The following is a 17,324-nucleotide window of genomic DNA, read 5'->3' as shown; positions in this document are numbered from 1 at the left end:
ATCACGCTCCAGCGTCAGGAGCGACCTTCGCTTCGCGATCCCAGAAGCGAAGCGCATGGCATGCCGTCACGAAGCCGTCAACGTCGGCATCGGTCTTCAGAACCATGCAGCCATCGTCGAGATCATCGGCCAGGCCGGCTTTCGCGAACAGCGCGATCGCTTCCGCGGCATAGCCGATGAATTTGCAATGGGCGAAGGCGTCGGTCACGAAATCCCTGGCCGCCGCATCCCCGGCAAGCAGCGTCGCCCCATCGGCCGAAGTTATCACCGCCACGGCGTCGAACAGCACGGAGGGACCGCCATCAATCTTCTGCTGTGCCGGCAGGGCCCTGCCATCGGAGAGGGTGACGCCGCCAATCTTCGGCGCGACGATTTCATAGATGGCCTTTTCCTTTTCCGCCGCCGTGACCAGGGCATCGAACAGGCCGGCATCCGCCCCATCGGTCAAAAGGATGCCGAATTTGCGGCCGGCGAAGCTGTGAGGACCGTTCCTGACAATGCTCAGTGCGTTCGAGGGGGGCAGATCGGCGATGACGGGCCGGGCCGCCTTCGCCGGTTCGGGCAACGGCAGGCCCAATCCGTCGGCGACCGTTGCCGCCAGGTGCTCGTCGATATGGCGCAGATGCGAGACGACGCGGGCGCGGATGTCCGCTCGCTCGACCTTGCTGAGTTCGAAGGTGATGGCGTCGCCGATATGTTTCTGCTCAATGGGCGTCTGGCTGATCACGAATTGCCGCGCCTGGCTGTAATGGTCGGCGAAGCTCTCGGGGCGAAGCCGGACCTTGGGGCCGGTTTCCTCCGCCGCAAAACTGCGGAAGCCGCGCACCGGGTCTTCGCGCGGCCCGCCGGCTTCGCCCCAGCTATTGGGTTCGTAATTGGCGCGGCCGATCGGGTTGCGCATTGCCATGTGCCCGTCCTGCTGGAAATGGGCCATCGGGCATTTGGGCGCGTTGATGGGGATATGGGTGAAATTGGGGCTACCCAATCGCTTGATCTGGGTATCGAGATAGGAAAAATTGCGCCCCTGGAGCAGCGGATCGTTCGAGAAATCAATGCCTGGCGGCACGTTCTGGGTGCAGAAGGCCACCTGCTCGGTCTCGGCGAAGAAATTATCGACCACGCGATTGAGCACCAGCCGGCCGACGATCCGCACCGGCACGTCTTCCTCCGGGATCAGTTTGGTGGGGTCGAGCACGTCGAACGCGAATTTCTCGGCGAAAGCCTCGTCGAAAAGCTGAACCCCCAGCTCCCATTCCGGGAAATCGCCGCTGGTGATGGCGTTCCACAAATCGCGACGGTGGAAATCGGGGTCGGCGCCGTTGATCTTGACCGCCTCGTTCCAGACCACCGATTGCAGGCGCAGCTTGGGTTTCCAGTGGAATTTCACGAAGATCGAGCGACCCTGCGCATCGAGCAGGCGGAACGTATGCACGGCGAACCCTTCCATGAAGCGGAAGGAGCGCGGAATGGCGCGGTCCGACATGACCCACATGATCATGTGCAGGCTTTCCGGCGTCAGCGATATGAAGTCCCAGAAATTGTCGTGGGCCGACTGAGCCTGCGGGAAATCACGATCCGGTGCCGGTTTGACCGCATGGACCATGTCCGGAAACTTGATCGCATCCTGGATGAAGAAAACCGGGATATTGTTACCAACGAGATCCCAGTTGCCTTCCTGCGTATAGAGTTTGACCGCGAAGCCGCGCACGTCACGCGCCAGGTCGAACGAGCCCTTGGCGCCCGCGACGGTCGAAAACCGCACGAAGGCCGGCGTGCGCTCGCCGACGCGCTGAAAGATATCCGCGCGCGTCACATCGGCCAGGCTGTCGGTCAGTTCGAAATAGCCATGCGCGCCGTAGCCACGGGCATGGACCACACGCTCGGGGATACGTTCATGGTCGAAATGGAAGATCTTCTCGCGGAAATGGAAATCCTCCATCAACGCGGGGCCTCGGGCGCCGTAACGTAGGGTGTTCTGGTCGTCGGCGACCGGCGCGCCCTGGGCTGTCGTCAGCGTTGCCACGTCGCCGCCAGCGACCTGATGCGTCTCGCCACCGGCTCCGGCCGCATCCGGGGCCTTCTTCGGCGCGGCTCCCGGCTTCTTTCCCTTGATGGTCATGCTCTCTCTCCTCGCCGCCATTGCAGACAGGGCGCCGGGATCGCCGTTCCGCGAGATCGACCGCCACGCCCAACATTGTCCTGCTGCTACGCATGGCTTGATGAGAGGTTCCGAAATCATGTCCCGTCAAAGTTGTTTTTTATAATATTCTTGATGATATAATATATATATTTTCTATTTATTCATCATTCCGGCATAAAATATTGAAACGAAATCATCTGATTGAACATCAGAAGACGCCTTATAAGGTATAATCATTTCCTTTTATCGATCCATAGGGAATGCGTTCCCTCGTTTGCAGCCCGGAGAACTTTTCCCGCTGTCCGGCCTTGTCATCGGGTGCGGTCGCGTGCCTGCAAAGAACCAGGGGCCGCGCCCACTCTTGGGACCGGGAGCATCGACCATGCCGCGTGGCGACAAGTCCGCCTATACGGACAAGCAGAAGAGACAGGCCGAGCATATCGAGCAGAGCTACGAGCAGCGTGGCGTCAGCGGGGAGGAAGCCGAACGCCGGGCGTGGGCCACCGTCAACAAGGAGACCGGTGGCGGCAAGAAGAGCGGTTCCGGCAGGGGGCACGCTGTAACCCATGACCCCTCCCGCAAGGGCGGCAGGCTGGGAGGCGCGGCGGCCGCTGAACGCTCGCCGGAAGAACGCTCGGCATCGGCGAAGAAAGCGGCTGAAACCCGCAGGAAGAATGCCGGTCAATAGCAGATTTGGCATGCAGGGTCAGTCCAGGGAGCCCCGAAGACCCGACGGAGTTCCCCTTTTGCCCGGTTGAGAATGGAGCGTCTTTCCGGCGAGAGCGAGCGCTCTGCCCGGTTGATGAAGAGGACCAGCATCGACATGGCCGAGCGAAATGGCGCGGCCTTTCGGCGCATGCGGGCTTCGGTCAACTGCTTCAGGGACTGCGCTATGCGATGCCGACCGCCGTGTAAGTAATAAAACGTGGCTGTCAGGGCTGGATCGGGCGGCGCGCCGTGTGAAATGCCGCCCATGGGTCAGCACGGAGTGCGGTAAGCCTCGTGAGGGCATTGTTGACCGTGAACTGCGCCGATCCGGTAATCTGCCCCAGTTCATCCCAGGACAGGGGCATCGAGACAGGGGCCCCGGCGCGAGCGCGGGTCGAGTATGGCGCGACGGAGGTGGCGCCTCGCTGGTTGCGCAGGTAGTCGAGCAGGATCTTCCCGTGGCGCTTCGCTTTGGTGATCGTCGCGATGTAGCGGTCCGGGCGGTCGGCGGCCATTGTCTGGGCCAGCGTTCGCGAGAACGCCTTTACCGTTTCCCAATCCGCCTCGGGTTTCAGAGGCGCCACGACGTGCAGCCCCTTTCCGCCGGAGGTCTTGACGTAGGGCGTGAGGCCGGATGCCTCCAGGCGCTCGCCCACGTCGCGCGCAGCGTCGATGACCCGTTCCCATGCCACGCCCTCGCCGGGGTCGAGATCCATGACCAGTTGGTCCGGCCGCTCCCAGTCGCGACAGGCGGCGCCCCAGGGATGGATCTCCAGCACCGCCGATTGCACCAAACCCATGAGGCCGTCGAGATCGTGAATGCCGATCAGATGCTCGGCCGTGCCGGTGGCCGGATCGTCCAATGTCCGGATGTGGGCGTTCATGCCCTTCCAGCCGTTCTTCTGGAAGAAGCGCGGCCCGTCGATGCCTTCCGGACAGCGCAGCAGCGCCAATGGACGATCGACGATGAACGGCGCGATGCGCGGCCATATGGCGGCGTAGTAGTCGGCCAGACCTTGCTTGGTGACGCCGGCATCCGGCCAGTAAAGGCGGTCCGGATGGGTCAGGGCGACGGTGCATTTCTGTCCGGCCCTGGATCGGGCGGAACCTGCTTCGGGAGCGGACATTTTACTTACGATCTCCGATGCTGGTTCGGCGTCGCGAATGCCCCGGAACGAAGTGTGCCGCAGCCTGCCCTCCGCCGCCCAGTCGCGAAACGCCAGGCCGCCGGCATGGACGCGGATAAGCTGCGTCTTCACGCGACGGAACAGCACCGGGCGGATCGGCCGGGAGGCGTGCGCGCCCCCCTGCCCGTGTGCGGTTTTTAGTGTCCGGGCTTGTAAGGCTCCGATTTGCTGCACAACCGCTTCGCGAGTGCTGCGATGCCCCCCACGACGGCCAGTCCGATGGCTACGCCGGCCAGCGTGCGGACGATGCCGCCGGATTTGGCCACGGCATTGCTCTTTTCGAGCCGTGCCGCAGTCTCGCCCAGCAGCACGGAGACCTGCTGCGCACGCTCCTGCGAGTCCCCGACCTTTTCCAACACCTTCTTGTTCAGGTCGTTGGCCTGGCTCACAGCCGTGTCGCCGAGTTCCTGAAGGCGCTTGGCGGTCTTGCGGAGCGCCTTGGCGCCGTTCTTCGCGCCCCACGATTTGAATTCGGTCCGCAGTGCTGTGTCGGCCTCCCGCAGATCGGCGCCGAGCGTCTCGAGATCGGAGCGAAGCCGTTGAACCTTATCGTAAATATCTGCCACATTATTTCTCCTGTTATGCACGCCTGTATCAGGCCGCGCTGCCATTATCCGCTGCCAGAGCCGCGCGCAGCTTCTGTTCAGCCTCGGGCGAAAGCGAGGTCTGGACGATATGAGGGTGGCCGCTCAGAGCCCGGAGATGGGCCACGACCTTCTGCGGTTCCACCTTGCGCACCAGAACGAAGAGCGCGGATGTGCCCGGCTTCAGGGTCGCCCCGATCCGTTTCATGAAGTCGTCATTGATGCCGAAATCGGTCAGGGCTCCACCGACAGTGCCCGCCGTCCCGCCAGCCACCGCGCCAACGGCGAAACCGGCCAGCGGATTGAGAAACACCAGTCCGATCAGGGTTCCAAGCAGCATACCGCTCCACACACCGTCAACCGCCCCGAGGGCCACCGTATGCACGGACTGGTCTAGATGAATCTTTCCATCATCCGTCCGACGGACGACCACCGCATCATCGACATCAACGAGATATTCGTTTTCGAGTTTCCATATCTCCTCGCGGGCAAGCGTCGCGCCGTCGAGCGTATCGAAACCGAGAACCACAAGGTCGGACATGGAGACCTCCTGTGTCACGTGGGAGCCGCCCCGGTGGCTGCCCCTCGTACTGGCGAGCAAACGCTTAATCCCCGGTCTCCGCAACCACCCTGCACGCAGCCCAGCTTCGCCATACGTCGCCGGATTGCCGCCCCGTCGTTGTGCGGCGGCACAGGGCAAGGGATTGTCCGCTCAGTGACCGCGAGAAGGTGCCATCCCCATTTGTGGTCGGTCTCCATAGATCTGCCTGGTCACCGGCTGCGCCACGTTCACGCCGGGCGTCAGCCGCGACCGCAGCGTGATTCCTTGCGGCACGAGCGCGATCGTGGTCGCCGAAAGATTGCCAATGTCCCGGGCCATCGGCTCCGCTGACCGTCTGATTTGACGTCCCCTTCTCGGGATGGTCCATTACGCTAAAAAAACCTTCCCCCGGAATTTCCGTCCAGCGGAGCAGAGAGACTGACTTGCACGGAGCGCCTTGTTTTTTTGGATCGGGATTTTTTTGCAGGGCGCGGAGGCCGCTGCATTTACCGCGCTATCCCTATGTGTCCGCCGGCTCCGACAGAAACGCTCTGAATACAGATAATGTTCAGGAGAACTCTTTTGTCTTTCTTTGGTCAAAACTGGAAATCCGCCCTCTGTCTCGGGATTGTATTCCCGTCCCTGGCCATGGGCGGCCAGGCATCGGCCGCCGCAACGGGGGCGAGCCAGGGAGAGATTCTGTGGGACACGTTCGGGGTTCCGCATGTCTATGCCCGGACCGAGGCCGGGGCCTTCTATGGTTTCGGGTGGGCGCAGGCCCATAGCCACGGCAACATCCTGCTGCGGCTATACGGAACGGCGCGTGGACGGGCAGCGGAGTATTGGGGGCCGAAAGAGGAGGACTCCGACCGCTGGCTTCTCGCCAATGGCGTGTATGACCGCGCAAAGACCTGGTACGCGCAGCAATCTCCCGATTTCCGCAAGGATATGGATGCGTTCGCACGTGGCATCAACGATTACGCGGCACGCCATCCGAACGAACTCGCCAGCGACGTCAGGCCCGTCCTGCCCGTGAACGGCGTGGATGTCATTGCCCATGCTCTTCGGCTGATGAATTACGTCTATATCGCCGCTGAAGAGAAAATGCTGGCCGACCCGCCGTCGCGCGCGGCGGGTGGGTCGAATGCGTGGGCGATTGCCCCCTCACGCACCACGGACGGTCACGCGGTCCTGCTGGCCAACCCGCATCTGCCATGGGCTACTGCCTTCTACACCTATTACGAAGCCCAGGTCAGCGGGCCGGGCTTCAGCATTTACGGTGCGACACAGGTCGGGCTTCCGATCCTGCGCTTTGCTTTCACCAAGGATGTCGCCTTTACCAATACCGTCAATACGATCCTGGGTGCGACCCGTTATACGCTGACGCCCAATGGCGATGGATATCGTCTGGACGGCAAGAAGCGTGCGTTCACGACCAAGACGCTGTCCTACAAGGTGAAGCTGCCGGACGGGACCGTAACGACTAAGAGCTTCGCGCAGAATTATGCCGTGCAGGGACCGGTTTTCAGACGGGCCGACGGTACCGCGTTTGCCCTCCACGTGGCCGGCCTCGATCGTCCCTTCATGCTTCGGCAATATTGGGACATGGCGCTGGCGCATAATTTTGACCAGTTCCAGGCCACTCTCAAAAAACTGCAGATTCCGATGTTCAACATCGTCTATGCGGATCATGACGGTCATATCATGTATCTGAACAACGGCATCCTTCCGAAGCACGCGGACGGAGATTTCAACGACTGGAACAGCTACGTTGCCGGCGACAGATCCGGGAACATTCCCAAAAGCATCGTCCCATACGAAGACCTTCCAAAAATCATTGACCCTTCGACGGGTTTTGTTCAGAACGCCAACGATCCTCCGTGGGTAGCGACCTATCCGCGCGCATTATATCCCGAGGCCTATCCGGCTTATATTGCCGTGAAAGGACCGATGACGTTCCGGGCCCAGATGTCGACGACGATGCTGGCGGGTAACGACAAGATGTCCTTTGATGAGATCGTGTCGAAAAAACTCAATACGCACGCATTGCTGGCGCAGCGCATTCTGCCGGAGCTTCTGGCCGCCGCCGCGACGGACAGGCGCCGCGATGTCCGGGATGCCGTCCGGGTCCTGCGTAACTGGGATGGCGCGGACGATGCCGATAGCAGGGGCGCCCTGCTATTCGAAACATGGGCCCGTCTGTTCATGGGCCCTAAGTTTGGCGACTCCGGGAACTTCGCGATATCCTGGTCACTGGACGATCCGATTCACACCCCATCGGGCCTGAAAAACCCGACACAGGCAGTCGACCTTCTCGCCCAGGCCGTCACGGAGACGAAGCGGCTTTATGGCGCGATTGATCGGCCCTTCGGCGCGGTCTCGCGCTTTCATCTGGGCAATGTGAATCTGCCGGGCAATGGTGGTTTCGGCAATACCGGCGTTTTTCGGACCATCACCTGGGGGCCGATGAAAGACGGCGAACGGACGCCGTTCCATGGTGAAACCTGGGTATCGCTTGTCAGTTTTTCTACACCGATGAAGGCAAAGGGCTTGCTGAGCTATGGCAATTCCAGCCAGCCGGGCTCGCCGCATCACACCGACCAGCTCTCCTACCTCAGCAGCAAGACCCTGCGCGACCTGTGGCTGACACGCGACGAGGTGGAGAAGCACGTCGAATCTATCGATCAGCTCCGCTGACGCGCCACGCGCGCAGAGGCCATATTCCCAATAACGGCGCCACGTCCGGAAGACCGGGCGCCGTTATTTGCCGTTCAGATGGCGTTCGATCAGCGCGACATTGCGCAGGTTCGCCTTGAAGGCGGCGTCAAAGACGTCGCCCACCATCGGGACCGTGTCCACAGCCGTCTCCATCGCGACATTGGCGACCATACGGACGAGCAATCGGCTGGGCACCCCGATCCGCCATGCCTCCCAGACGATATAGAGCGAGACAAGCCCCATGACCGCGCTACCGCCGCCGGGGATCAGTCCGATCAGAGCGTCCAACCCCAGCCGGAACTTCGTGCCCGGCAGTCGGAAAGCCGCGTCGAGAATCCATGCCAGCGCTTTGACCCGCCGTAGCCGGCGCGCCACATCGTCGGTCAGAGGCGGGAGAACGTCCCCGGAAAATGTGCCTGCATATGCCATGTTGGTCATGTGGTTGGGTGTCGAGCCGATTTCAATTCCCGGATCGCACCTCGCCGAAACACGACATGCGGCCGCCCATGAACGCAATTCCTTTTGCCGACCGCGGAACGCTGCGCCTCGTGCCTCCAGGAACTGCGCGTCGATCAGCCGCATCAGTTCCAGATTCGCCTCGCTCTGTGCGGCACATGCCGGTAGCAGACGCCCGACCGGTTGAGCCGCAACACCGTGCATTGCCGCACGACCGAAAGCCGAGGTCGTTTCAGGTCGATGATTTGCCGCCTTTGGTCACCCCGGATCGCCTCTGTCATCAGGTGCCAGACAATGCCGAATTAAAATAAAAAAAGCCCGCATTTCTGCGGGCTTTTGAGCATTCTCATGCAGGATGATGCCACCCTATGCCAGACGCGGGATCATTCCCACTCGATGGTACCGGGCGGCTTTGAGGTGATGTCGTAGGTGACGCGGTTGATGCCGCGCACTTCATTGACGATGCGGCTGGCGACGCGGTTCAGGAAGCCGATGTCGAACGGATAGACATCGGCCGTCATGCCGTCGGTGCTGGTGACCGCGCGCAGGGCGCAGGCATAGTCGTAGGTGCGACCGTCGCCCATTACGCCGACGGTGCGGACGGGGAGCAACACGGCAAAGGCCTGCCAGATCGCATCATACAGCCCGGCGCCGCGGATTTCTTCCAGGAAGACCGTGTCGACCTGCCGCAGCAGGGCCAGCTTGTCGCGGTCGATCCCGCCAGGGATGCGGATGGCCAGGCCCGGACCTGGGAACGGGTGACGGCCGACGATAGCTTCGGGGATACCCAGTTCGCGGCCCAGTGCGCGCACCTCGTCCTTGAACAGTTCGCGTAGCGGCTCGACCAGTTGCATCTTCATGCGGTCCGGCAGGCCGCCCACATTGTGGTGCGACTTGATGGTGACCGACGGGCCGCCGGTGAAGCTGACGCTTTCGATCACATCTGGATACAGGGTGCCCTGGGCCAGGAATTCCGCGCCGCCCAGCTTCGCGGCCTCTTCCTCGAACACCTCGACGAACAGGCGGCCGATCGTCTTGCGCTTCACCTCCGGGTCCGTCACCCCTTCCAGGGCGGACAGGAACAGGTCCGACGCATCGCGATGGATCAGCTTGATGTTGAAGCGGCCACGGAAGGTCTTGACCACTTCATCGGCCTCGCCTGCACGCAGGATGCCGGGATCGACGAAGATGCAGGTGAGTTGGTCGCCGATCGCCTCGTGGATCAGCACCGCCGCCACCGAGGAATCCACACCGCCCGACAGGCCGCAGATCACCCGGCCCGAGCCGACCTGCTGGCGGATGCGGGCGATTTCCATGTCGCGGAAGCCGGCCATGGTCCAGGTACCCTGGCAGCCCACCACGCCGTGGGTGAAATTGCGCAGCAGGGCCGCGCCGTGCGGCGTATGCACCACCTCGGGGTGGAACTGCACGCCATACAGGCGCCGCCCCTCGTCCGCGATGATGGCATAGGGCGCACCCTCGCTGACGGCCACGGCCCGGAAGCCCGGCGGCAGCTTCGTCACCCGGTCGCCATGGCTCATCCAGACCTGCTCGCGCCCGCCTCGCGTCCAGGTGCCACGGAACAGCGCGCAATCCTCGACGATATCGACATGCGCCCGGCCGAATTCACGATGAGCGTGGGTTTCCACCGCGCCGCCCAACTGGAGGCACATCGCCTGCTGCCCGTAGCAGATGCCCAGCACCGGCACATTCAGGGCGAACACCACATCGGGAATGCGCGGCGCGTTGTCGTCCAGCACGCTGGCCGGGCCACCCGAGAGAATGATGCCGCGCGGGGCGAAGGCGCGGATCTTCGCCTCGTCGGTGGAGAACGGCCATATCTCGCAATAGACGCCGCTTTCGCGCACGCGGCGGGCGATCAGCTGCGTGACCTGGCTGCCGAAATCCAGGATCAGAATCCGGTCCTGATGCAACGCCGCGTCCAGCGTCGTCGTATCCTGGGGCAGGGTCTGGGTGGAACCGGCGGTCTTCACATCGTCGCTCATCGTTGCTCTTTCGGTCGCGGCGTTACGGTCGCAGGGCGCGCTGCGCGGACCGGGCGGGCCGTGCAGGAGCCGGATATGCGTCGACACAGAGTATAGTGCAAGCCCGCAGCGGGCGGCACCCTATGGTCCGCCAGCCCGCCCGCGCCCATATTGGCGCACAGACCCAAGGTGTTACGGAGCCCGAACGTGCCCCTCTTTCGACTGGACCGCCCTCTGCTTCCCTCGCGTTCACACGGCCATGGGCGCGCGGCGATCGCCGGTGCCTTCATCTTCGCCCTGTCGGCGGGCTGCCTGTCGCCGGCCGGGGCGGCGGAACCGGCGGCCGACGCCGCCAAGGACCCGGTGGGCATCTGGACAGGCACACTTGTCGCCGAACGCGGCATCTGCCCCGAGACCCGCGCCCCCTCCACCTTGCAGATCGGGAGCGAGCGCATCGCCTTCACGCCTGCCGACGGCGCGCATACCCTGCGCGGCCAGCGCGATGCGACATCGGGCCCGTTCCACGCCCAGCTCATGCTGAACGACATGAACCGCAAGCCCTTTCCGATGGTATTCGAAGGCACGCCCGATGGTGCCACCATACAGGGCACGTACGGCACGCCGCGCTGTCGGGCCCATGTCGTGCTCACCCGCCCGCAATCGCACGCCATGGATCATTTCATGGGTCACTGAAACCGGCCCGAGGGACGCATACGCCACGATGATGGCCGGTTGCCTGATCCATCGGGTTGCGACATGGTGCGAACACGCAAAAAACGTGACATCTCCGCAACGGCGGACAGAGCAGGAGCGCCACGCTTGACCCCTTCCTTCCATCGCTCAGGCGGCGCGATCGCCTTGGCGGCCGCCCTGTGCCTGACCAGCAGCCTGGGCCACGCCGCTCCGCCCCCGCCGGCCACCCCGGCCGCTGCGTCGTCCCTGACGGTGCAGACGGGCAGCGACATTCCCGCGCATGTCACCTTCCCCACCGCCGCACGCGACTACGTCAAGCGCGAGGTCATGATCCCGATGCGCGACGGGGTGAAACTGCATACGGTGATCGTGATCCCGCGTGACGCCCATGATGCGCCGATCCTGCTGACGCGCACGCCTTATCACGCCTCGCAGCGGCTCAACCGGGTCGAGGACGCGCTGACCATGCGCGCGCTGCTGCCTCAGGGCGACGATGTGTTCGTCGAGTCCGGCTATATCCGCGTGTTCCAGGATATTCGCGGCAAATACGGGTCCGAGGGTGACTATGTGATGACGCGCCCGGTGCGCGGCCCGCTGAACCCCACCAACACCGACGAAGTGACCGATGCGTGGGACACGATCGACTGGCTGGTGCACAACCTGCCGCAGTCCAACGGGCGCGTGGGCATGCTGGGCTCGTCCTATGAAGGCTTCACCGTCGTCATGGCGCTGCTGAACCCGCACCCGGCGTTGAAGGTCGCGGCGCCGGAAAGCCCGATGGTCGATGGCTGGATGGGCGATGACTGGTACCATTACGGCGCCTTCCGCCAGGGGGGGCTGGATTATTTCACCGACCAGATGACGGTGCGGGGCTCGGGCTCTTCCATTCCGCGGGTCGATCGCGACGATTATACGAACTTCCTGCGCGCGGGCTCTGCCGCGCAGTTCGCCTCCGCCGCCGGGCTGGACCAGTTTCCTTGGTGGCAGCGCATGCTGGCCCACCCGGATTATGACGCGTTCTGGCAGGACCAGGCGCTGGACAAGCTGATCACCCGCCATCCGCTGACCGTTCCCACCATCTGGGAACAGGGGTTGTGGGACCAGGAAGACATGTGGGGCGCCATCCATTCCTGGCAGGCGCTGAAGGCGACCAGCCCGAACGTGCCCAACGTGCTGGTGATGGGCCCGTGGCGCCACAGCCAGGTGAATTACGACGGCTCGGAACTCGGCCCGCTGCACTGGAATGGCGACACCGCGCACCAGTTCCGCGCCGAGGTGCTGCTGCCCTTCTTCAACCAGTATCTGCGCCCCGGATCGCCCGACGCGCACCTGCCGGAAGCCATCATCTACAATTCCGGCGAGAACCACTGGGACCGCTTCCCGCACTGGCCGCTGGCCTGCGACGACAAGGGCTGCGACAATAAGCTGAAGCCGCTCTATCTGCAGGCCGACTACAGCCTGTCGTTCGACCACCCGGCTACGGGGCAGGATTCCTACGTCTCCGATCCGGCGCATCCGGTGCCGTTCGTGGAGCGTCCGTTCAATTTCGCAAGTGACGGGCCGCGCTGGAAGGCCTGGCTGGTACAGGACCAGCGCCCCGCCGAGAGCCGCCCGGACGTGCTGACCTATGAAACACCGGTGCTGACCAAGTCGGTCCGCGTCAGTGGGGTGCCGGTGGCCGACCTGTTCGCGGCGACCAGCGGCACCGATTCCGACTGGGTGGTGAAACTGATCGACGTGATGCCCGCCACCAACGGCGACCGGCCGGAAATGGGCGGATACGAACTGGCAGTGTCGATGGATATCTTCCGAGGCCGCTACCGCGAAGGGTTCGACCATTCGGTGGCCGCGGTGCCCAACGCGACGGCGCGCTATCGCTTCACGCTGCCAGCGGTCAATCATGTGTTCGAGCCCGGACACCGGATCATGGTACAGATCCAGTCCTCGCTGTTCCCGCTCTACGACCGCAACCCGCAGACCTTCGTGCCCAGCATACTGCGTGCCACGGCGCATGATTATGTCGCCGCCACCCAGACCATCCATCGGGGCGGGGAACAGTCTACCGCCATCTGGCTGCCGGTCGTCCCCTGACAGCCTGACCGGACATGCGCGTCGGGGGCGACCCGGCGCGCGTTTCCTGTGCGTCACGACGGGTCGCCATCAAGACCGCTCTCGCGCGCCAGGCCAAATCTCCTTTCAGGCTGAAGCCGCCCGGTATGGTGGCGCCGGAGGCGGGCATGCGGTTAAGATCGCCAGCATGACTGCTTCCTCCATCGTGTCGGCCGCCATCCTGTCCGTCGTTGTCCGTGGGCCGCGCCTGCTGCTGATCCGGCGAGCCAACCCGCCCGATCAGGGGCTGTGGGGCTTTCCTGGCGGCCGGATCGAGCATGGCGAAACCCTGTTCCAGGCGGCGGAACGCGAACTGCGTGAGGAAACCGGGTTCGTGACCCGCGCGCAGGGCGTGCTGACGGCCTTCGATGTGCTGGACCGCATGCCCGAGGGCCGCCTGCGCTTTCATTACGTCATCGCTGTCGTGCGTTGCGCCGATTCCGGCCAGACCGACATCCGTGCCGCCGATGACGCGGTTGCCGTCGATTGGTTCAAGCTCGACCAGATCCGCGCCGCGCCCGAACGCATGAGCCCCGGACTGCTGGAACTGGGCACATTGGCGCTTTCCGACCGGGGGGTCGCGCCATGGCCTGTCCCTGGTGGCGATCTCCGCCGTCTTATCCCCGCAGAGGACCATGCATCATGACATCTGGCCGCCATATCCTGCTGGTGGAAGACGAATCCACCATTGCCGACCTGATCTGCACGGCGCTGGAAGCCTCCGACCTGCGCGTCACCGCCTGCGCGAGCGTGGAGGCCGCCCTGGACGCGATGGAACGGGGAGCGATCGATCTGGCCATTCTCGACCTTTCCTTGCCCGACGGGCCGCCGGACCGTCTGGTCGCCCGGTTGAAAACGGCGAGCGTCCCCGTGATCGCCATCAGCGGCGACCCGGCACGCCTGGCGGCCTTTGCACCCGGCCCCACATTGGAAAAGCCCTTCCGGGTCCGCGCCTTGCTGGATCTGGTGCGCTCCGCGCTGGCCGGCGCGGCGGGATAGGGGCGCGCTATTCCCCTGCCGGCAGGCGCGCGGCACCGACTGGGGAACCGGGCGCCAGCGTCACACGGAAGACGGCATAGCGCTCCGCCACATTGCCCTTGCGTGCCCGCTCCACCGTGCCGATCCGCGTGGCATTGCTGAACGGCGACAGATCGAGATCGCGCAGCCGCCGCATGCTGCACAGGAAGACGCCGCTGCCCTCCACCGGGCGCGGCAGGGCGAACAGCGCCCAGCGCGGCTCGATGCCGATCACGGTACGGTGCGGCAGGGCCAGGGCCAGTTCCGACGCCAGCCCATATTCGTCGGCCGCAACGAACCCGCCAGGCGCTGCCAGCCCGTCAACCGCCTGCGCCAGCCCCTGCCAGCCGGCCATCTGCCGAAGGGTGATATCGAGATGCGGCGAGAGGGAAACCGGCGCGAGCGTGGACTGGATATAAACCACTAGCGTCAGCGCGAACCCCAGGGCCGCGCCCGCACGCCAGAAACGCCAGACCGGCGACGCGGCCAGGATGGCCATGGCGGGATAGAGCAGGACCGGCCAGTTGGCCTGTACGCGGTCGCCCAGCGCGTGCTGTATGAACACAAGCTCGGCCGGAATGGTCCACCACAGCAGCACCGCAGCCCCCGGATCGCGGCCGGCCCGTCGCCACGCCCTCCACAGGCCGCCACCGAACGCCAGCGCGATCAACGGTGTCATCAGGCCAAGCTGGCCGCCTGCCAGTTCCGAGAGGAACTGCACGGCGCGCGCCGGCCGCCAGTCCCCTGCCCGGCCGCCCTGGCGCACGAAGCTGGCCCAATGATGTGCTTCGTTCCAGCCGATAACCGGCAAAAACAGGATTGCGGCCAGCAGCGCCCCGCACCACGGCCACGGCGTGCGCAGCCACGCGCGGCCGGAGCGGCTGCACACACACCACAGGGCCAGGCCGCCTCCGGGCAGCACGGCGGTATATTTGCTGTCGCACGCCAGGCCGAGCGCCGCCCCCAGCACCAGCCACCATGCCCCTTGGCCGGTGGCCAGCAGCCGGCCCAATGCCCACAGCGCCAGCGTCATGAAGAACAGCAGCGGCGTATCCGGGGTCATCATCACCGCGCCGATGCCCAGCGCCAGCGTGGCGTTGAGCAGCACGCCCGCCCGCACCATCCGGCTGGCCGGCGGCCCGTCGCCAGCTCCCAGGTCCCGGGCGGCCAGGGCCAGGAACAGCGTGCCGATCGCCGCCGAAATCGGACCCAGCAGCCGCACGCCCAGGGCTCCGCTCCCCAGCAGAGCGGTGCCCGCACGGATCCAAAGCGCCACCATCGGGGGATGGTCCAGATAGCCCGGCGCCAGCGCGCGCGACCAGACCCAGTAATAGGCCTCGTCGGGCGAAAGCGGCGTGCAGGCCGCCACCAGCAGACGCACAATCGTCACCCCGATGAGGGCCAGGCCCCATCGCGACAGGGCAAGGCCGGCCCGTTCGCCGCCGCCCCTCATCGCACGCGCCAGATCAGGGTCGAGGACACGGCATAATTCCACACCACCGCGATCGCAGCCCCGGCGGCGCCCGCTAGCCCCCATTGCCCGTCACGACTGAAAATCGCCCGCGCGATGCCGACATCGGCAATGGCGCCAGCCGAACAGATGACCATGAACAGCGCCAGCCCCAGCCACATCCGCACCCCGCGCAATCGCCGATCGCGATAGGTCAGCGCATTGTTCATCCAGAAATTCGTCACCATGGCCACCAGCGTGCCCAGCCACTGGCCGGTCGTGAAATCGGCACCCAGACGCCGCCCCACATCCAGAACCGCCAGGTTGACCAGGATACCGACCAGCCCCACCAGCGAGAACGCGACGAACCGGGTTGGCAGGAACCCGCGGCACAGCTTGTCCGCCAGCATCGCCACGAACTGCACCAGCACCAGGATATCCAGCTTGCTCTCGCCCGCCGCGCGGGGACGGAAGACGAACGGCACCTCCAGCACCCTGGGCCGCTGGGGTGCCGACAGGAACACATCAAGCAGGATCTTGAAGCCCGTGCCCGACAGGCGCGGCACCGTGCGCGCGAACAGGTCGCGGCGCATGGCGAAGAAGCCGCTCATCGGATCGCCCAGCCTGACCGGCAGGGTCATCTGCACCAGGCGGATGCCGGAGTCGGAGAGGAATGTCCGCCAGCCATTGGCCAGGCCGGCATTGTCGCCGCCGGCCACATGGCGGCTGCCGACCGCGATGTCGTAGCCGTCGCGCGCAACGGCATCGATCATGCGGCCCAGGCACGATTCGTCATGCTGCATGTCGCCATCCATGACAGCGACGATCCGCGCAGAGGAGGACAGCACGCCTTCGATCACCGCCGAGGACAGGCCGCGCCGCCCCACGCGCAGCAACCCGCGCACACGCCTGTCGCATTCGGCCAGTGCCCGGACCTCGTCGATCGTGCCGTCGGGCGAACTGTCATCGACGAAGATCACTTCCCATTCCCGCCCTGCCAGGGCTTGGGAAAGGGCCGCCACCAGTGGGCGTACATTGGCCCGCTCGTTATAGCAGGGCACGACGATGCTGACCTCCGGCGCCGAGCGCATCGGGCCGGCGCCTTCGATCTCTCCAGCGCCATCCCCCGATGCGGGGCCGACCGGGCCCCGGACGGGCATCATGCGCCGTCTGTATCGCCGAAAGGCTGGGCCAGCGGCTGCACCGGCACGCCGGCGCGGCTGAGGGAGGTGCGGATGGTCTGCAATGTCTGAACCCGGCTGACATGCGGGCTTTCGGTCAGGCGGCGCGTCAACTGGTTTTCATGTGCCGCGTCGCGCGCCACCAGCCGGACCAGGAAATCGCCGCCCCCCCGGATCATGTGGCACTCGCGCACCTCGGGCCAGCCGGCCACCTGGGCCTCGAAGGCGGTCAGGACCGTTTCCTTCTGGCTGTCGAGCCCGATCAGGGCGAACAGGGTGATCGTCCATCCCAAAAGCGCCGCGTCGGTGTCGGCATGGTAGCCGCGAATCAGCCCTTCCTCTTCCAGCCGGCGTACGCGCCGCAGGCACGGTGGGGCGGAAATGCCAACCCGACGCGCGAGTTCCACGTTGGTCATGCGGCCATCCGCCTGGAGTTCCGCTACGATCCGACGGTCAATCGCATCCAGATCCATCACGTCAGTTTTGTCCGTCCCTGAATATCAGACCACAGGATAGGGTATGCGCCGCGCGCGGAAAAGAGTATCCCGCTGCCGA

General features: G+C 64.7%; 16 protein-coding genes and 1 pseudogene. 6 read left to right on the top strand and 11 right to left on the bottom strand.

Annotated elements, in window-relative coordinates; genetic code table 11:
* Position 1: 1 nt before the first annotated feature.
* Positions 2-2,119, bottom strand: coding sequence for a catalase (gene katE / locus C7453_RS13125; RefSeq protein WP_114727987.1), 2,118 nt, complete (start codon positions 2,117-2,119; stop codon positions 2-4).
* A gap of 403 nt (positions 2,120-2,522) precedes the next feature.
* On the opposite strand from katE, the gene C7453_RS13120 reads away from it, so the two are divergent.
* The gene (locus C7453_RS13120; protein WP_114727986.1) at positions 2,523-2,828 is read left to right on the top strand and encodes a plasmid stabilization protein; all 306 of its coding nucleotides are present in this window, start codon (positions 2,523-2,525) and stop codon (positions 2,826-2,828) included.
* Here C7453_RS13120 and C7453_RS19670 read toward each other — a convergent pair.
* From C7453_RS19670 to C7453_RS13100, 4 genes are read right to left on the bottom strand one after another with little or no spacing between them, the layout of a single operon-like run.
* Positions 2,822-3,115, bottom strand: a complete 294-nt coding sequence (locus tag C7453_RS19670) for a DUF3175 domain-containing protein (protein WP_114727985.1) — start codon at positions 3,113-3,115, stop codon at positions 2,822-2,824. The two genes, C7453_RS13120 and C7453_RS19670, sit on opposite strands and share 7 nt — an antisense overlap.
* Complete coding sequence (ligD, locus tag C7453_RS13110; protein WP_245949022.1) at positions 3,073-4,122, bottom strand: non-homologous end-joining DNA ligase; 1,050 nt, start codon at positions 4,120-4,122, stop codon at positions 3,073-3,075. The genes C7453_RS19670 and ligD overlap by 43 nt, the downstream gene beginning before the upstream one ends.
* Before the next feature lie 50 nt (positions 4,123-4,172).
* Positions 4,173-4,601: a hypothetical protein gene (locus tag C7453_RS13105; RefSeq protein WP_114727984.1), complete on the bottom strand. Its 429-nt coding sequence runs from the start codon at positions 4,599-4,601 to the stop codon at positions 4,173-4,175.
* 28 nt (positions 4,602-4,629) lie between these two features.
* Positions 4,630-5,160 carry a DUF1269 domain-containing protein gene (locus tag C7453_RS13100; protein WP_114727983.1) on the bottom strand — a complete coding sequence of 177 codons (531 nt, stop codon included), beginning with the start codon at positions 5,158-5,160 and terminating at the stop codon, positions 4,630-4,632.
* A gap of 564 nt (positions 5,161-5,724) precedes the next feature.
* Here C7453_RS13100 and C7453_RS13095 point away from each other — a divergent pair.
* On the top strand, positions 5,725-7,857 hold the full coding sequence (locus C7453_RS13095; protein WP_307723113.1) for a penicillin acylase family protein: 2,133 nt from the start codon (positions 5,725-5,727) through the stop codon (positions 7,855-7,857).
* Between the two features lie 63 nt (positions 7,858-7,920).
* Here C7453_RS13095 and C7453_RS13090 read toward each other — a convergent pair whose 3' ends face one another.
* The 3 genes and pseudogenes from C7453_RS13090 to guaA all read right to left on the bottom strand — a co-directional run bounded on the left by C7453_RS13090 (position 7,921) and on the right by guaA (position 10,340).
* Entirely contained in the window at positions 7,921-8,307 is a 387-nt protein-coding gene (locus C7453_RS13090; RefSeq protein ID WP_371858487.1) for a DUF4112 domain-containing protein, read from the bottom strand.
* Between the two features lie 123 nt (positions 8,308-8,430).
* A pseudogene (locus tag C7453_RS13085) lies at positions 8,431-8,594 on the bottom strand (IS3 family transposase); the annotation flags it as partial.
* A gap of 123 nt (positions 8,595-8,717) precedes the next feature.
* The gene (guaA, locus tag C7453_RS13080; RefSeq protein WP_114727981.1) at positions 8,718-10,340 is read right to left on the bottom strand and encodes a glutamine-hydrolyzing GMP synthase; all 1,623 of its coding nucleotides are present in this window, start codon (positions 10,338-10,340) and stop codon (positions 8,718-8,720) included.
* A 186-nt stretch (positions 10,341-10,526) separates the two neighbouring features.
* On the opposite strand from guaA, the gene C7453_RS13075 reads away from it, so the two are divergent.
* From C7453_RS13075 to C7453_RS13060, 4 genes are all read left to right on the top strand, one after another.
* The gene (locus tag C7453_RS13075; RefSeq protein ID WP_174787968.1) at positions 10,527-11,012 is read left to right on the top strand and encodes a hypothetical protein; all 486 of its coding nucleotides are present in this window, start codon (positions 10,527-10,529) and stop codon (positions 11,010-11,012) included.
* A gap of 159 nt (positions 11,013-11,171) precedes the next feature.
* The gene (locus C7453_RS13070) at positions 11,172-13,103 is read left to right on the top strand and encodes a CocE/NonD family hydrolase (protein ID WP_114728059.1); all 1,932 of its coding nucleotides are present in this window, start codon (positions 11,172-11,174) and stop codon (positions 13,101-13,103) included.
* 166 nt (positions 13,104-13,269) lie between these two features.
* The gene (locus C7453_RS13065) at positions 13,270-13,767 is read left to right on the top strand and encodes an NUDIX hydrolase (RefSeq protein WP_114727980.1); all 498 of its coding nucleotides are present in this window, start codon (positions 13,270-13,272) and stop codon (positions 13,765-13,767) included.
* Complete coding sequence (locus C7453_RS13060; protein ID WP_114727979.1) at positions 13,764-14,120, top strand: response regulator; 357 nt, start codon at positions 13,764-13,766, stop codon at positions 14,118-14,120. Before C7453_RS13065 ends, C7453_RS13060 begins: the two co-directional genes overlap by 4 nt.
* Positions 14,121-14,127: 7 nt before the next feature.
* On the opposite strand, the gene C7453_RS13055 is transcribed toward C7453_RS13060, so the two are convergent.
* The 3 genes from C7453_RS13055 to C7453_RS13045 form a co-directional block, all read right to left on the bottom strand.
* Entirely contained in the window at positions 14,128-15,591 is a 1,464-nt protein-coding gene (locus tag C7453_RS13055) for an ArnT family glycosyltransferase (RefSeq protein WP_114727978.1), read from the bottom strand.
* Entirely contained in the window at positions 15,588-16,679 is a 1,092-nt protein-coding gene (locus tag C7453_RS13050) for a glycosyltransferase (RefSeq protein WP_114728058.1), read from the bottom strand. The genes C7453_RS13055 and C7453_RS13050 overlap by 4 nt, the downstream gene beginning before the upstream one ends.
* Positions 16,680-16,747: 68 nt before the next feature.
* Positions 16,748-17,242 (bottom strand): Lrp/AsnC family transcriptional regulator, encoded by a 495-nt coding sequence (locus C7453_RS13045; protein WP_114727977.1) that lies wholly within the window; start codon positions 17,240-17,242, stop codon positions 16,748-16,750.
* Between the last annotated feature and the right edge of the window lie 82 nt (positions 17,243-17,324).

Origin of the sequence: Gluconacetobacter liquefaciens (assembly GCF_003350405.1) — a bacterium.
GTDB classification, from domain to species: Bacteria; Pseudomonadota; Alphaproteobacteria; order Acetobacterales; family Acetobacteraceae; genus Gluconacetobacter; species Gluconacetobacter liquefaciens.
Note: the sequence above shows the minus strand (reverse complement) of the source record. Positions and strands in the feature narration are given on the sequence as shown.

Coding starts and splice junctions, on each gene's coding strand:
- katE (WP_114727987.1), bottom strand. CDS start 2,119: ATGACCATCAAGGGAAAGAAGCCGGGAGCCGCGCCGAAGAAGGCCCCG.
- C7453_RS13120 (WP_114727986.1), top strand. CDS start 2,523: ATGCCGCGTGGCGACAAGTCCGCCTATACGGACAAGCAGAAGAGACAG.
- C7453_RS19670 (WP_114727985.1), bottom strand. CDS start 3,115: ATGGGCGGCATTTCACACGGCGCGCCGCCCGATCCAGCCCTGACAGCC.
- C7453_RS13100 (WP_114727983.1), bottom strand. CDS start 5,160: ATGTCCGACCTTGTGGTTCTCGGTTTCGATACGCTCGACGGCGCGACG.
- C7453_RS13095 (WP_307723113.1), top strand. CDS start 5,725: ATGTTCAGGAGAACTCTTTTGTCTTTCTTTGGTCAAAACTGGAAATCC.
- C7453_RS13090 (WP_371858487.1), bottom strand. CDS start 8,307: ATGGCATATGCAGGCACATTTTCCGGGGACGTTCTCCCGCCTCTGACC.
- guaA (WP_114727981.1), bottom strand. CDS start 10,340: ATGAGCGACGATGTGAAGACCGCCGGTTCCACCCAGACCCTGCCCCAG.
- C7453_RS13065 (WP_114727980.1), top strand. CDS start 13,270: ATGACTGCTTCCTCCATCGTGTCGGCCGCCATCCTGTCCGTCGTTGTC.
- C7453_RS13060 (WP_114727979.1), top strand. CDS start 13,764: ATGACATCTGGCCGCCATATCCTGCTGGTGGAAGACGAATCCACCATT.
- C7453_RS13055 (WP_114727978.1), bottom strand. CDS start 15,591: ATGAGGGGCGGCGGCGAACGGGCCGGCCTTGCCCTGTCGCGATGGGGC.
- C7453_RS13050 (WP_114728058.1), bottom strand. CDS start 16,679: ATGCGCTCGGCGCCGGAGGTCAGCATCGTCGTGCCCTGCTATAACGAG.
- C7453_RS13045 (WP_114727977.1), bottom strand. CDS start 17,242: ATGGATCTGGATGCGATTGACCGTCGGATCGTAGCGGAACTCCAGGCG.